General features: G+C 71.9%; 12 protein-coding genes. All 12 read left to right on the top strand.

Translation table 11 applies throughout. From position 1 onward, the window contains the following. The first annotated feature begins 7 nt into the window (after positions 1-7). The 12 genes from ftsY to EF879_RS05865 all read left to right on the top strand — a co-directional run bounded on the left by ftsY (position 8) and on the right by EF879_RS05865 (position 15,668). Positions 8-1,195, top strand: a complete 1,188-nt coding sequence (gene ftsY, locus EF879_RS05810) for a signal recognition particle-docking protein FtsY (RefSeq protein WP_370375464.1) — start codon at positions 8-10, stop codon at positions 1,193-1,195. A gap of 53 nt (positions 1,196-1,248) precedes the next feature. Further along, the gene (locus EF879_RS05815; RefSeq protein ID WP_123556771.1) at positions 1,249-2,070 is read left to right on the top strand and encodes an aminoglycoside phosphotransferase family protein; all 822 of its coding nucleotides are present in this window, start codon (positions 1,249-1,251) and stop codon (positions 2,068-2,070) included. 230 nt (positions 2,071-2,300) lie between these two features. Continuing rightward, positions 2,301-3,707 carry an ammonium transporter gene (locus tag EF879_RS05820; RefSeq protein WP_123555612.1) on the top strand — a complete coding sequence of 469 codons (1,407 nt, stop codon included), beginning with the start codon at positions 2,301-2,303 and terminating at the stop codon, positions 3,705-3,707. A 25-nt stretch (positions 3,708-3,732) separates the two neighbouring features. Beyond that, entirely contained in the window at positions 3,733-4,071 is a 339-nt protein-coding gene (locus EF879_RS05825) for a P-II family nitrogen regulator (protein WP_199736245.1), read from the top strand. Between the two features lie 22 nt (positions 4,072-4,093). Beyond that, positions 4,094-6,529 carry a [protein-PII] uridylyltransferase gene (locus EF879_RS05830; RefSeq protein ID WP_370375453.1) on the top strand — a complete coding sequence of 812 codons (2,436 nt, stop codon included), beginning with the start codon at positions 4,094-4,096 and terminating at the stop codon, positions 6,527-6,529. Positions 6,530-6,724: 195 nt separating this feature from the next. Next, a complete protein-coding gene (gene ffh, locus EF879_RS05835) occupies positions 6,725-8,272 on the top strand; it encodes a signal recognition particle protein (protein ID WP_123555616.1) in 1,548 nt (515 codons plus the stop codon). Positions 8,273-8,467: 195 nt separating this feature from the next. Further along, on the top strand, positions 8,468-9,550 hold the full coding sequence (locus tag EF879_RS05840) for an amidohydrolase family protein (RefSeq protein ID WP_123555618.1): 1,083 nt from the start codon (positions 8,468-8,470) through the stop codon (positions 9,548-9,550). A gap of 114 nt (positions 9,551-9,664) precedes the next feature. Continuing rightward, positions 9,665-11,071, top strand: coding sequence for a proline--tRNA ligase (gene proS / locus EF879_RS05845; protein WP_123555620.1), 1,407 nt, complete (start codon positions 9,665-9,667; stop codon positions 11,069-11,071). Between the two features lie 2 nt (positions 11,072-11,073). Next, a complete protein-coding gene (locus EF879_RS05850) occupies positions 11,074-11,727 on the top strand; it encodes a DUF402 domain-containing protein (protein WP_123555622.1) in 654 nt (217 codons plus the stop codon). 731 nt (positions 11,728-12,458) lie between these two features. Next, positions 12,459-13,748 (top strand): extracellular solute-binding protein, encoded by a 1,290-nt coding sequence (locus tag EF879_RS05855; RefSeq protein WP_123555624.1) that lies wholly within the window; start codon positions 12,459-12,461, stop codon positions 13,746-13,748. Between the two features lie 127 nt (positions 13,749-13,875). Beyond that, positions 13,876-14,787 (top strand): carbohydrate ABC transporter permease, encoded by a 912-nt coding sequence (locus tag EF879_RS05860; RefSeq protein ID WP_233604260.1) that lies wholly within the window; start codon positions 13,876-13,878, stop codon positions 14,785-14,787. Then, on the top strand, positions 14,784-15,668 hold the full coding sequence (locus EF879_RS05865) for a carbohydrate ABC transporter permease (protein ID WP_123555628.1): 885 nt from the start codon (positions 14,784-14,786) through the stop codon (positions 15,666-15,668). The genes EF879_RS05860 and EF879_RS05865 overlap by 4 nt, the downstream gene beginning before the upstream one ends. The last annotated feature ends 60 nt before the right edge of the window (positions 15,669-15,728 follow it).

The following is a 15,728-nucleotide window of genomic DNA, read 5'->3' on the forward strand; positions in this document are numbered from 1 at the left end:
CGTGGTCATGTCGGTCGTGATCGCCGTACTGGTGCTCCTCACGGTGGGCCTGACGGTCGGCGTGGTGGTCACCCGGCGGGGCCGGCGGGCCGCCCCGCCGCTGCCACCGATCCCGCCGGCACCGCCGGTGCCGCCGGCACCGCCGGAGGCGGGGGAGGCGGCCGCCCCACCGGTCGAGGCGCCGGCCGCCCCACCGGTCGAGGTCCCCACGGTGGAGGCCCCGCCGGCCCCGCCGGTGCGCGAGCGGCCGGAGCCGACCGCCGGGCGGATGGTCCGGCTGCGGGCCCGGCTGGCGCGGTCGCAGAACGTCTTCGGCCGGGGACTGCTGAGCCTGCTCTCCCGGGACCACCTCGACGAGGAGGTCTGGGAGGAGATCGAGGACAGCCTGATCGGTGCCGACGTCGGGGTCGAGGCGACCCGGGAGATCGTGGACCGGTTGCGGGAGCGGGTCGCGGTGCTCGGCACCAGGACCGCCGCCGAACTGCGTGCGCTCCTCGCCGAGGAACTGGTCAGCGTGCTCGACCCGACCCTGGACCGGACGCTGCGGGCGACCCGGGAGGACGGCACCCCGGCGGTGCTGCTGGTCGTCGGGGTGAACGGCACCGGCAAGACCACCACCTGCGGCAAGGTCGCTCGCGTGCTGATCGCCGACGGGCGCAGCGTGCTGCTCGGTGCCGCCGACACGTTCCGGGCCGCCGCCGCCGAGCAGCTCACCACCTGGGCCAGCCGGGTCGGCGCCGAGGTGGTCCGGGGCCCGGAGGGGGCCGACCCGGCCAGTGTGGCGTTCGACGCGGTCCAGCGCGGCATCGAGACGTCGGTCGACACCGTGGTGATCGACACCGCCGGCCGGCTGCAGAACAAGGTTGGCCTGATGGACGAGCTGGGCAAGATCAAGCGGGTGGTCTCCCGGCACGGGCCGGTGGACGAGACGCTGCTGGTGCTCGACGCCACCACCGGGCAGAACGGCCTGGAGCAGGCCCGGGTCTTCACCGAGGTGGTGGACGTCACCGGCGTGGTCCTGACCAAGCTCGACGGGACCGCCAAGGGCGGGATCGTCATCGCCGTCCAGCGCAAGCTCGGCATCCCGGTCAAGCTCGTCGGGCTCGGCGAGGGACCGGACGATCTCGCGCCGTTCGACCCGGCACAATTTGTTGACGCGCTCCTCGGCACCGAGCCGCTCAACGTCGACGCGTAGTCTCGGGGGACTCTGGTTGCCGCGCCCCGCCCCCGGGCGCGACCGTGGTGAAGATGAACCAGCGCCGCTCCTCAGGAGAGACGTACGTGACATCGCAGGAGATCCCGCTGCACGGCGGAAACGTCAGCACCGTCGTGCGAGTGGGCGACACGGTCCGGCGCAACGCCGGGCCGTGGACGCCCGCGGTGCACGCCCTGCTGCGCCACCTCGAATACGTCGGCTTCACCGGATCGCCGCGGGTCCTTGGGATGGACTCACGCAACCGTGAGGTGCTGTCCTACCTGGAGGGCGAGTGTGGCGAGTACCCGCTCGCCCCCCACTGGGTCACCGACGAGGCCCTGGTGACGGTCGCCACCATGCTGCGGATGTTCCACGACGCCCAGTACGGCTTCCAGCCGCCGCCGAACGCGGTCTGGCGGTCGTTCGGTCCGCCGCCGCCGGACACCGAGGTGATCTGCCATCACGACGCGGCCCCGCACAACGTCATCTGGCGGCCGGACGGCACGCTGGCGTTGATCGACTTCGACCTGGCGTCGCCGGGTGCCCGGATCTACGACGTGGCCTACGCGGCCTGGACCTGGGTGCCGCTCTTCTCCGACCGGGACTCGTACACCCTCGGCTGGAAGCGCCCGAACCGGCCCCGACGGCTGCGGCTGTTCGCCGACGCGTACGGGCTGATCCCCCGGGACCGGCACCGGCTGGTCCGGACGATCCGGAAGCGGATCGTGGACCACATCGAGGGGATCCGGCGGATGGCGGCGGCCGGCGACCCGGCGTTCGTCCGGATCGTGCACAAGGGCCACCTCCGGCGCCCGATGCGGGACCTCCGGCTGCTCGACTACGAACGGCACACCCTGGAGTACGCCCTGCGGTAGCTCGCGTCGCTGTCCGTACCTGTCCGGTGGGCTATTCGGCGGGGTTTGCCCCGTCCGTTCCACCCATGGTGCGGACTTCTTCACACGTTGGAAACAACGCGTCACCCGGAAGAAACCGCGTGGGCACCTCGGGTGAAACAGCGAGCCACGAAGCTTCCGCGCAACCGGCGTACGGGCGATGCTGCCTCGGTGGGCCGGGAAGGAGGGTAACCAAACCTTAGGAGGCCAGCGTGCCTGAAGCACCGACCATCGACTCCGGCAACACCGTCTGGCTGCTGGTGTCGACGGCTCTCGTGTTGCTCATGACGCCCGGTCTGGCGCTGTTCTACGGCGGCCTGAACCGGTCCAAGGGCGTGCTCAACATGATGATGATGAGCTTCTCCGCGATCGGGCTCATCTCTGTTCTCTGGTGGTTCTACGGGTTCAGCGTCGCCTTCGGCTCGGACGTGAACGGCTTCTGGGGCGACATCTCGCAGTACCTCGGCACCAAGACCTTCCTCTCCGAGACGGATCTCTGGGGCGCGACGGCCGACAGCCCGAGCGGGATCGGCGTCCCGCTCTACGTGTTTATGGCGTTCCAGATGGTCTTCGCGGTGATCACCACCGCGCTGATCAGCGGCGCCATCTCCGACCGGGCCAAGTTCGCCGGCTGGCTGCTCTTCGCCCTCGGCTGGGCCACCCTGGTCTACTTCCCGGTCGCGCACATGGTCTGGGGCGGCGGCCTCATCGGCGGCGGCGACGGGAACATCAAGGCCCTGGACTTCGCCGGGGGCACCGCGGTGCACATGAACGCCGGCGCGGCCGCGCTCGGCGTGGCGCTGGTCCTCGGCAGGCGGCTCGGCTGGCCCAAGGAGGCCATGAAGCCGCACAACGTCCCGCTGGTCGCGCTCGGCGCCGGCCTGCTGTGGTTCGGCTGGTTCGGCTTCAACGCCGGCTCGGAGCTCACCGTCGACTCCGTGACCGGCCTGGCCTTCATCAACACCCAGCTCGCCACCGCCGCCGCCGTGCTCGGCTGGATCGCGGTCGAGTGGATCAAGGGTGGTCGGCCCACCCTCGTCGGCGCCTCCTCCGGTGCCGTCGCCGGCCTGGTCGCCATCACCCCGGCCTGCGGCTTCATCGCACCCTGGGCCGCGGTGCTGCTCGGCCTGGTCGCCGGCGGGATCTGCGCCCTCGCGGTGAGCCTGAAGTACAAGCTGGGCTACGACGACTCGCTCGACGTGGTCGGCGTGCACTTCGTCGGCGGCTGGATCGGCTCGCTCTGGCTCGGCCTCTTCGCCACCAGCAGCGTCAACAGCGCGATCACCGACGCGATCGGCGCCTCCGACGGCCTCTTCTACGGCGGCGGCGCCACCCAGCTCGGCCGGCAGGCGCTCGCGGGCCTGATCGTCACCGTCTGGTCCTTCGCCATCGCCTGGGTGCTCGCCTTCGTCATCGAGAAGAGCATCGGCTTCCGGGTCTCGAAGGAGGCCGAGGTCGACGGCATCGACATCGCGGAGCACGCCGAGAGCGGCTACGACCTCTCCACGGCCTCGGGCAGCGGCGGGGGCGCGTTCGCCCTCGCCGGAGTCGGTACTTCCAGCAGCAACACGGCGGCGGGCGAGTCCGCCGCTCCGGTCAGCGAGAAGGTCGCCGGTTAGCGTTTCTCCGATGGAGGGGTTGGACATGAAGCTGGTGACTGCGGTCATCAAGCCGTACCAGCTGGACGCGGTGAAGGAGGCCCTGCACGCCCTCGGCGTGGCCGGCCTGACCGTCAGCGAGGTCCAGGGGTACGGACGGCAGAAGGGCCACACCGAGGTGTACCGGGGCGCCGAGTACACCGTCGAGTTCCTGCCGAAGATCCGGGTGGAGGTGCTGACCGACGAGATCGACGTCGACAAGGTCGTCGACGCGATCGTCACGGCCGCCCGTACCGGGAAGATCGGCGACGGGAAGGTGTGGGTGACCGCCGTCGAGGACGTCATCCGGGTCCGTACCGGCGAACGCGGCCTCGACGCGCTGTAGCACGGCCATCACCGCCACCCAGATGAGCAGGGGAACCGCATCGGCGACCGTCGGGCACCTCGACCTCCGACCCCCGCTCGTCGTCGGCATCGGCGCCGCCGCACGCGAGCAGCGTGCGGCGGCGCTCGACACGTGGCTGACCGGGCTGTTCACCGCCGGCCTCGCCGCCACCGGGGTCGGCCGGACCGGCGGGGGACCGGCCGGCCCCGGGCGGGGCGGGACGGGCGCCGGACCGGCTGCCGGCACCGACACCGTCGACGTGCCGGGGATCGCCCTGGTGGCGGTCGGCGGCCTCGGGCGTCGGCAGTGCGCCCCGTGCGGAGACCTGGATCTGATCCTGCTCCATGCCGGGGTGCCGGGCATGGACGACCTGGCCGCCGCCCTCTGGTATCCGATCTGGGACGCCCGGTTCGGGCTCGACCACTCGGTGCGGACCATCCCCGAGGCGCTCTCGGTGGCCCACGACGACGTGAGGGTGGCGCTCGGGCTGCTCGACGCCCGGCACGTCGCCGGGGATCGAACGCTCACCGCCCAGCTCGTCGGCGCCGCCGTCGACCAGTGGCGGCGCACCGCGGTCCGGGCGCTGCCGCGGCTGCGGGAGATCACCGCCGCCCGCTGGCAGGCCCACGGCGAGCTGGCGTTCCTCCTCGAAGGAGATCTGAAGGAGGCCGCGGGCGGGCTGCGGGACGTCAGCCTGCTCCGCGCCATCGCCGTCGCGGGAATCACCGACGCGCTCCGGCCGGCGGTCCGGGCCGCCCACGTACGCCTGCTCGACACCCGCGACGCGCTGCACCAGTCGGTCGGGCGGCGGGTCGACCGACTGCTCGCCCAGGAACGAGCCGCCGTCGCCGGCCTGCTCGGGCTGCGGGTCGCCTCCACCGGCACCGGCGCCGCCGCGGGTGACGGGGACGCCCTGCTGCGCCGGGTCGCCGGCGACGCCCGGACCGTCCGCCACGCCCTCGACGACGCCTTCCGTGCCGCCGACCGGCTCCGCTCGGGACGGCGCCGCGGCGCCGACGGCCGCCCGCTGCGCCGCCCGGTCGCCCGGGACGTGGTGGCCCAGGACGGGGAACTGGTGCTGGCCCGGACCGCGATCGGGGCCCGCCCCGACCCGAGCCTGTCGCTGCGGGTCGCCGCCGCCGCGGCCACCGCCCGACTGCCGATCGCCCGCGCGACGTGCGAGTGGCTCGCCGCGTACTGCCCGCCGCTGCCGACCCCCTGGCCACCGGCGGCCCGCGCCGCGCTGCTCACCCTGCTCGGCGCCGGTCCCGGTCTGGTGCCGACCTGGGAGACCTGTGACCGGTACGGCCTGGTCGACGGCTGGTTCCCCGAGTGGCCCCGGATGCGGAGCCTGCCGCAGCACAACCCGGTGCACCGCTACACGCTGGACCGGCACCTGGTCCAGACCGCCGCCGAGGCGACCGCGTACGCCCGCGAGGTGGACCGGCCCGACCTGCTGCTGCTCGCCGCCCTCCTGCACGACGTCGGCAAGGGACTCGACGGCGGCGACGCCGGGGCCCGGTCCGAGCGGCCGGAGGGGCCCGGTGGGTCCGCTGACCACAGCGTCGTCGGGGCACCGGTCGCGGCCCGGATCGCCGCCCGGATCGGGCTGCCGCCCGCCGAGGTGGCGCTGATCGAGCGGCTGGTCCGGCTGCACCTGCTGCTGCCGGAGGTGGCGACCCGGCGCGACATCGGTGACCCGGTGACCGTCGCGGGGGTCGCCGAGGCGGTACGGGACGCCACGACGCTGGGCCTGCTGCACGCGCTGGCCCGAGCCGACGCGCACGCCACCGGCCCGGCCGCCTGGTCGGACTGGAAGGGCCGGCTGATCGCCGAGCTGGTCCGCCGGGTGCACACCCGGCTCGACACCGGACAGCTCCCCGATCCGCCGACCCCGGACCCGGCGCTGGTGGCGGGGCCGCTGCCCGCCGTACACCTGGAGGGGGACCGGGTGGCGGTGGCCGCGGCCGACCGGCGGGGCCTGCTCGCCGCGGTGGCCGGGTGCCTGGCCCTGCACCGGCTCGAGGTCCTTGCCGCCGACGCCTCCACCGTCGACGGCCGCGCCCTCGTCGAGTGCGTCGTCCAACCCCGGTACGGCACCCCGCCCGACCCGGTCGCCCTCGCCGCGGACCTGCGCCGGGCGGTCATCGGTGACGTCTCGCTGCTCCAGCGCCTCCGCAGCCGCGTCCTCGCCGCCCGGGGCGGCGGCTCCCCGCCACGGGTGGTCTGGCACCGCGCGGCCGCCACCGACGCGGTGGTGCTGGAACTGCGCGCCGCCGACTCCGGGGGCCTGCTCTACCGGGTCACCACCGCCCTCGACGAGGCCGGCGCCCAGGTCCGCGCCGCCCGGATATCCACGCTCGGTGGCGACGTGGTCGACGCGTTCTACCTGGTCGGCAGCTGGCCGGGGCAGGCCGAGCGGGACCGGATCGAGGCCGCGGTCCTCGCCGCTGTGTAAGGAAGGGCCCCCTGTTATCGCTTTTGGTAGAAGAAGGGGCCCTTCCTAACACCGGCGGCGGACGTCCCGGAGCGGAGACCGGCTGGGGCGGGCTGGCCACATCGGCGGAGGTGTCCGGCTACCCTTGCGGTGGCCGGACACACGTGTCCCGGTCACGTCCTGCTCGGATGAATACGACAAACGGGATGTTGTGCCGTGTTTGACACCTTGAGTGACCGCCTCTCCGGGATCTTCAGCAAGCTGCGGGGCAAGGGTCGGCTCACCGACGCCGACATCGACGCCACCGCGCGGGAGATCCGCCTGGCGCTGCTGGAGGCGGACGTCGCCCTGCCCGTGGTGAAGTCCTTCATCGCCACCGTGAAGGAGCGGGCCCGGGGCGCCGAGGTGTCGCAGGCGCTGAACCCGGCCCAGCAGGTTATCAAGATCGTCCACGAGGAACTCATCGCGGTACTGGGCGGCGAGAGCCGCCGGCTTCAGTTCGCCAAGCAGCCCCCCACGGTGATCATGCTGGCCGGTCTCCAGGGCTCCGGTAAGACCACCCTGGCCGGCAAGCTGGCCAACTGGCTCAAGGGCCAGGGCCACCAGCCGTTGCTGGTCGCCGCCGACCTCCAGCGCCCGAACGCGGTCAACCAGCTCCAGGTGCTCGGCGACCGGGCCGGGGTCGAGGTCTTCGCACCCGAGCCGGGCAACGGGGTCGGCGACCCGGTCCAGGTCGCCAAGGCGTCGATCGAACACGCCCGGCGGGCGGCCCGGGACATCGTCATCGTCGACACCGCCGGCCGGCTCGGCATCGACGCCGAGATGATGGCGCAGGCCGCCGCCATCCGGGACGCGATCGACCCGGACGAGGTCATCTTCGTCATCGACGCGATGGTCGGTCAGGACGCGGTCCGGACCGCCGAGGCGTTCCGGGACGGGGTCGGGATCACCGGCGTCGTCCTCTCCAAGCTCGACGGTGACGCCCGGGGTGGTGCGGCCCTGTCGGTCCGGCACGTCACCGGCCAGCCGATCCTCTTCGCCTCCACCGGTGAGAAGCTCGCCGACTTCGACATCTTCCACCCGGACCGGATGGCCAGCCGGATCCTCGGCATGGGCGACGTGCTCACCCTGATCGAGCAGGCGGAGCAGGCGTTCGACGCCGAGCAGAAGGAGAAGATGACCGCCAAGCTCCTCGGCGGCGAACAGTTCACCCTGGAGGACTTCCTCGACCAGCTCATCGCGGTACGCCGGATGGGTCCGATCGCCAACGTCCTGGCGATGATGCCCGGGATGGGGCAGATGAAGGAGCAACTCGCCGAGCTGGACGACAAGCACTTCGACAAGGTCACCGCGATCATCCGGTCGATGACGCCGGCCGAGCGGGTCAACCCGAAGATCATCAACGGTTCCCGGCGGGCCCGGATCGCCAACGGCTCCGGGGTCACCGTGATGGACGTCAACCAGCTGCTCAACCGCTTCGCCGAGGCACAGAAGATGATGAAGCAGATGGGCGGCATGATGGGGTTGCCCGGAGCCCGGCGCAAGGCGACCAAGTCGCCGAAGAACAAGCGCAAGGGAGGCAAGGGCGGTGGCCGCCCCCGGGTCGGCGGTCCCGCCGGCGGCTTCCCCGCCGCCGGGATGCCGCAGCTTCCGCCGGGCCTGGATCCGACCGCCCTGGCCGGCAACCAGGGTCTGCCGCCCGGGTTCAAGCTGCCGAAGCTCGACTTCAGCAAGCTCACCAAGCGGGACGACCGGGACAGGTGAGCCTGCGGTCTCGCGCGCCCGTCTCCAAGGATTGTGACCGCGTCCGTCCCCAAGGACTGTGACGACGACACACGGGTCTGCCGCGAGGGCACCCCGGCAGCCCGGCTTCCGAGATCGAAGCGGAGCTCCGGCTGACGAGGGTTGGACCGGAGCCCTGGCTGACGAGATGATCCGGTGATCCGGTAGGACTGAGGCATGGCGTTGCACGTGCGGGGCGTGGTGCTCCCTGACGACGAGGTCCGTGACCTCTGGCTGGTCGGCGACCGCGTCACCTTCACCCCGGTTCCGGGCGCCGAGACCGTCGCCGACCGGGGGTTCGTGCTTCCTGGTCTGGTCGACGCCCACTGCCATCCCGGCATCGCCCCGGGGGCGGTGCCGATCACCTCGCTGGACCAGGCACGGGCGCTGGCCACCATCGACCGGGACGCCGGGGTGCTGGCGATCCGGGACGCCGGTTCGCCGTACCCGTACCCGGAGCTGGAGGACGAGCCGGACCTGCCCCGGCTGGCCCGGGCCGGGCGGCACATCGCGTCGCCCCGCCGCTACCTGCGGGGCATCGCGCTGGAGGTCGAGGCCGCCGACGTCCGCGCCACGGTGACGGAGCAGGCCCGGGCCGGGAACGGCTGGGTCAAGCTCGTCGGCGACTGGCTCGACCGGAGCACGGGTGACCTGGCGCCGTCCTGGGACGAGGCGACCCTGACCGCCGCGGTCGAGGCCGCGCACGCCGCCGGCGCCCGGGCGGCGGTGCACACCTTCTCCGAGGCGGCGGTCGAGATCATGGTCCGTGCCGGGGTGGACTCGGTGGAGCACGGCACCGGGCTCCGCGCCGACCTGGTCGAGGAGATGGCCCGGCGCGGGACCGCCCTGGTGCCTACCATGATCAACATCGAGACGATCTTCGGAGGGATCGCCGAGCAGGCCCGGGAGAAGTTCCCCGGGTACGCCAAGCACATGCTCGCGCTGCGGGACAACTTCCCCTCGGTGGTCGGGGCGGCGTACGAGGCCGGGGTGCCGATCTACGTCGGGACCGACGCGGGCGGTGGCATCGACCACGGGCTCGCCGCCCGGGAGATGCTGCTGCTGCACGAGCGGGCCGGGATGTCGACGGTCGACGTGCTGGCCGCCGCCTCCTGGCGGGCACGGGAGTGGCTCGGCTTCCCCGGGCTCGTCGAGGACGGCCTCGCCGACCTCGTCGTCTACGATGCCGACCCCCGGGCCGACCTGCGGGTGGTGCAGGCTCCGCGCCGGATCGTGCTGCGGGGCCGGGTGGTGCGCTGACCGGCCGGCCGCGCCACCACCGGCCGGACGGCGGCGCCGGAGCGGCGGACCCGGGCCGCACGGGTCCTCGCCCGGTCGCGGCGTTCCCGGCGCGGACGCCTAAGATGTGCCCTCATGGCACGCGTGCTCACTCCCCGTGCGGAGGACTTTCCCCGCTGGTACCAGGACCTGATCGCCAAGGCGCAGCTCGCCGACAACGGGCCGGTCCGCGGGACGATGGTCATCCGCCCGACCGGCTACGCCATCTGGGAACGGATGCAGGCCGAGATGGACGCCCGGATCAAGGCCGCCGGGGCGGAGAACGCGTACTTCCCGCTCTTCATCCCCGAGAGCTACCTGCGTCGCGAGGCGGAGCACGTCGAGGGCTTCTCGCCGGAGCTGGCGGTGGTCACCCATGGCGGCGGCAAGCAGCTCGCCGAGCCGGTGGTGGTCCGGCCGACCAGCGAGACGGTGATCGGCGAGTTCATGGCCAAGTGGGTCGACTCGTACCGGGACCTGCCGCTGCTGCTCAACCAGTGGGCGAACGTTGTCCGCTGGGAGCTGCGGCCCCGGGTCTTCCTGCGGACCAGTGAGTTCCTCTGGCAGGAGGGTCACACCGCGCACGCCGACGAGGCCGACGCCCGGGCGTACGCCCGCAAGATCCTGCACGAGGTCTACGAGGACTTCATGGTCGGCGTCCTCGGCATCCCGGTGCTGACCGGCCTGAAGACCGCCCGGGAGCGGTTCGCCGGCGCGATCCGCACCTACACCCTCGAGGGCATGATGGGCGACGGCAAGGCGCTGCAGATGGGCACCTCGCACGAGCTCGGGCAGAACTTCGCGAAGGCGTTCGACATCACCTACACCTCGGCCGCGCGCACCGTGGAGCACGCCTGGACCACCTCCTGGGGCAGCTCCACCCGGATGCTCGGTGGACTGATCATGTGCCACGGCGACGACAACGGGCTGCGGGTGCCGCCCCGGCTGGCGCCGGTGCAGGCCTACGTCATGGTGGTCAAGGAGGGCGACGGGGTCACCGAGGCCGCGGTCAAGCTCCGCGACGCGCTGCGCGACGCCGGGGTCCGGGTCGGGTTCGACGACCGGATCGACACCCCGTTCGGCCGCCGGGCAGTCGACGCCGAGCTCAAGGGCTATCCGGTACGGATCGAGGTCGGTCCCCGCGATCTCGCCGCCGGCAACGCGGTGCTGGTTCGGCGTACCAACGGATCGAAGACCACCGTCCCGGTGCCGGACGTGGTCGCGGCGGTGCTCGCCGCCCTCGACGCCGACCAGCAGGCGCTGTACGACGAGGCGCTGGCGATGCGTGAGTCCCGGACGGCCGACGTGGAGTCCCTGGACGACGCGATCGCGGCGGCGGCGACCGGCTGGGCCCGGGTGCCGTGGTCGGTCGTGGGGGTCGAGGGCGAGGCGAAGGCGAACGCCCAGGGCGTCACGGTCCGCTGCCTGCGTCGGGCCGACGGGACGGTGCCGGACTCGGAGGACGAGCCGGACCTGGTGGCCATCCTGGCCCGCTCCTACTGACCGTGGGTGAGTCACGCTTCGCCCCGGGCCGGGTCGTCCTGCACCGCAACGTCCGGCGGGGCCGGATCGGCTGGGTGCGGCCGGGCCGCGTGGTCAGCGACGACGAGCGCGGCCTGCTGCTCTGGATCGCCCGGAAGACGCCGGTGGCCCACGAGGTCACCGCGGACGGCCGGGGAATGCGGGCCATGTCGTTTGCCGAGTGGCTGACCAACTCCTACCGGCTCAGCGTCTCGACCTGGGAAGGCCCGCCGGTGTTGAAGTTCCTGCCCGCCGGGGCCAACCACTCGGTCTGGTTCTTCCGCACCGAGGACGACCGGTTCGCCAACTGGTACGTCAACCTGGAGGAGCACGCCGTCCGCTGGGACGACGGCGAGGTCGCCGGCGTCGACATGGTCGACCAGGACCTCGACGTGGTTATCCGACCCGACCGGAGTTGGGCCTGGAAGGACGAGGACGAGTTCGCCGAGCGGCTGGCCTACCCGGACGACTACTGGGTGCCGGATCCGGCGGCGGTGCGGGCCGAGGGCGAGCGGGTGATCAAGCTGGCCGAGGCCGGGGAGTTCCCGTTCGACGGCACCTGGACCGACTTCGTCCCGGACCCCGACTGGCCGGTGCCGACCCTGCCGGCGGGCTGGGACCGTCCACCCGCGCGCTGACCTCTCGCCGGTTCGGCCCGCACTCGCCGGCTGTCCAGCGGACCGGTCGCTCGCCCGCCACACCACGGTCACGCCCCGGTGCCCCGGCCCGGGCGCGGGTCGGGCCGGCTCCTTCACGACCGGCGCCTCGGTTCGCCTCACCGACCGTCGGGGTTCTCCTGTGCCGCGAGGGCCTCGGCCTGTCTGCCTGCCTGCCTCCTTCCCTCTCCGGGGCTGCCTTGGCCCGCGTAAGCTTCTTCCCTCTCCCAAGGCTGTCCTGGCCTGCGTGGACTCCCTCCCCCTCCCCCGAGGGCCTCGGCCGGTACGGCGTCCGGAGCGCCGCCCCGGATGGCCTCGTCGGCCGGCAGCGCGGCGGTGCCGGGGCGTCCCCCCGGGTTCGCGGCGCTGTGCGGCGATCCGCAGGAGCGGATCGCGGACCTCGGGCGGGGCCGACCGGGCCGGTGGCGTGCGTGAGCCTGGGACTCCGAGCCCCAGCCGCCGGACCCGCGGGCAGGCTCGGGAGGGGGAGTTATCGGTAGTTTTCCGATAGTCACGGCCGGGGTAGCGCGGCGGTCTTGATCGGATAACCATTGGCTTTCAGTCGAGCCGTAGGTATTGACCTTTGCCTACGGGGGGTCGTAACGTGCGGCGCATCGGATCCTGATTCTCGGAACTCAGCCCGGATGTTTCGGAACCACCGCCACGGCCCAGCCGGGCCGTACGTCCTGCATGCCCGTTGAAAGGGACAGCGCATGACCACCCATATCACTCGTCGATCGCTACTGGGCCTCGCCGGGGCCGGCGCGGGTGCCGCGCTCCTCGGCGCCTGCGGCAATGACGACGGAGGCAGCGCCGACGGCAAGGCCACCATCGAGTGGTGGCACATCTCCAACACCGACCCGATGCTCAGCGTCTGGGCCGAGCTGGCCAACGCGTACATGGCGCAGCACCCCGACGTGAAGATCAACATCACGCCGCTCGAGAACCAGGCCTTCAAGTCCAAGCTGACCACCGTCACCCAGTCGGGCAAGGCGCCAAGTCTCTTCAGCTCCTGGGGCGGCGGCGTACTCAAGCAGCAGGTGGAGGCCGGCCTGGTCAAGGACATCAGCGGTGCCATGCCGGGCTTCATCGAGAACATCTCGCCGGTGCCGCTGAAGTACTACCAGGTCGACGGCAAGCAGTACGCCCTGCCGTTCGACAACGGCATGGTCGGCTTCTGGTACAACAAGGACCTCTTCGCCAAGGCCGGCATCGCGGCCCCGCCGCAGACCTGGGGCGAGTTCCTGGAGGTGGTCCGTAAGCTCAAGGCCTCCGGCACCATCCCCATCGCCCTCGGCGGCAAGGAGAAGTGGCCGGCCCACTTCTACTTCTCCTACCTGGTGCTGCGCATCGGCGGCGCGGATGCGCTGGAGGCGGCGAACGCCGCGAAGGACTTCCGGCGCCCGGAGATCATCCAGGCCGGACAGCGCCTGAAGGAGTTGGTCGACCTCGAGCCGTTCCAGCCGGGCTTCCTCGGTGCGACGTACCCGAACCCGGACGGCCAGGCGGCCCTGGTGGGCAACGGCAAGGCCGCGATGGAGCTGATGGGCCAGTGGGCGCCCTCGACGCAGGCGGCGTACTCGACCGACCAGAAGGGACAGGGCGACAAGATCGCGTTCTTCCCGTTCCCGGCGGTCGAGGGGGGCGCGGGGAAGATCACCGATGTCTTCGGCGGCGGGAACGGCTTCGCGATCGGCCACGACGCGCCCGAGCAGACCGTCGACTTCCTCAAGTTCCTGCTGAGCCTGGAGAGCCAGCGCAAGGGTGCGGCCACCAACTCCATCATCCCGGTCGCCAAGGGCGCCGAGGAGGCGCTCACCGACGCCAACCAGAAGTTGGTCGCCAAGACCGTGTCCGAGGCCACCGGGTTCCAGCTCTACCTGGACCAGGCGTGGGCGCCGGCGATCGGCGAGCAGATCAACGCCAGCGTCACGGAGCTGATCGCCGGGAAGGCGAGCCCCGAACAGGTCGCAGAGTCCATCACCAATGCCGCGAAGCGTTAGTCACCCGACCGGCACCCAGCGCCCGCCGTCCGCGCGTGGGGTGCCGGCGACCGCGCGGCCCGGGGTCGGGAAGCAGTCCGCTCCCCGGCCCCGGTCCCGGGGCCGGAGCCGGGCCCGACTCCGCACCGTGTTCCGGGATCGCGGCTGGCCGACCATCGTCGTCTTCCTGGCGCCGGCACTGCTGCTGTTCTGTCTGGTCGTGCTCGGCCCGATCGTGCTCGCCGCCTACACCAGCCTGTTCAAGTGGAACGGCTTCGGCGGACTGCCGACCGACTTCATCGGCCTAGACAACTACCGCCGGATGCTGGCCGACGAGATCTTCCTCGGCGACCTGTGGCGGGGCTTCATCCTGGTGGTGCTCTCGCTCGGCGTCCAACTGCCGATCGCGCTGGCGCTCGCGCTGCTGCTCAACCAGAAGATCCGGTTCCGGGCGGTGTACCGGGTGATGTTCTTCGCCCCGTACGTCCTCTCCGAGGTCATCACGGCCGTCCTCTTCACGATGGTGCTCTCCCCGGAGGTCGGCCTCGCCAACGAGGTGCTCCGGGCCGTCGGCATGGACAACCTGGCCGCCGAGTGGCTCTCCGACCCCGACACCGTGTTGTACGCGGTCTTCGTGGTGATCACGTGGAAGTACTTCGGCTTCTACATGATCCTGTTCCTCGCCGCCCGGCAGGGCATCCCGGCGGAGCTCATCGAGGCGGCCTCCGTGGACGGCGCCGACTCCTGGCGGGTCTTCCGGCACGTGACCCTGCCGCTGCTCGGCCCGACCATCCGGATCGCGATCTTCCTGTCGATCATCGGCACGATCCAGCTCTTCGACGCGGTCTGGGTCCTGACCGGCGGCGGGCCGGTGAACGCGTCCGAGACGATGGCCATCACCATGTTCCAGTACGGCTTCCGCCGCTTCGAGGTCGGCTACGGCACGGCGATCAGCATGGCGATGTTCATCATCAGTCTCGTCTTCGCACTGCTGTACCAGCGGTTCGTGCTGCGCCGCGACATGGAGGGGGCGATCACCGTGGCAAAGGGTCGATCATGAGCGGGCCGGGTACGCTCGCCCGACGTGACGCGGCGGCCCGCCGGACCGGGCGCCGGGGCCGCAGCCCGGTCGTCTCCGCGCTGCTGCACCTGACCTGCATCACCATCGGCGCCTTCATCGTGGTGCCGATCATCTATGGCGTGCTGGGCGGGTTCAAGGACAACGGCCAGCTCGCCCAGAACCCGTTCGGGCTGCCCGATCCCTGGGTGACCTCCAACTACACCGACATCTTCGTGTCGGCGTCGTTCTGGCGGCAACTGGGCAACAGCCTGCTCATCGCGGTGGCCACCACCGTGCTGGTGGTCGGGGTGTCGGCGATGGCGGCGTACGTCTTCGCCCGGTTCGCCTTCCGGGGCCGCGAGTTCTTCTTCACGCTCTTCGCGATGGGGCTGATGTTCCCGTTCGCGGTCGCGATCCTGCCGCTGTTCGTCCTGCTCCGGGCGATGGGGTTGCTGGACAACCCGCTCGGGGTGATCCTGCCGCAGGCTGCCTTCGGCCTACCGGTCACGATCATCGTCCTGCGGGGCTTCTTCCGGGAGATCCCCCGGGAGATCGAGGAGGCGGCGACGGTCGACGGGTGTAGTCCCTTCGGCTTCTTCTGGAAAATCCTGCTCCCGATGGCCCGGCCCGCGCTGGCGACCGTCTCGGTGCTGGCCATCGTGGCGAGCTGGAACAACTTCATGCTGCCCCTGGTGATCTTCAACGACCAGAGCTGGTGGACCCTGCCGCTCGGCGTGCAGCAGTTCCAGGGCCAGTACGCCAGCGACACGGCGCGGATCCTCGCGTACGTCGTGGTGGCGATGATCCCCGCGCTGGCGCTCTACGCGGTCGCCGAACGCCAGCTCATCGGCGGTCTGACCGCCGGTGCGACGAAGGGCTGAGGCGGCGGGCCGGCCCCGCCGCCGTCGCCCGCCCGGGTGGGCCCACCGGGGGTGCCGCGG

It is taken from the genome of Micromonospora sp. HM5-17, from assembly GCF_003762835.1.
In the GTDB taxonomy this organism is placed as follows: domain Bacteria; phylum Actinomycetota; class Actinomycetes; order Mycobacteriales; family Micromonosporaceae; genus Plantactinospora.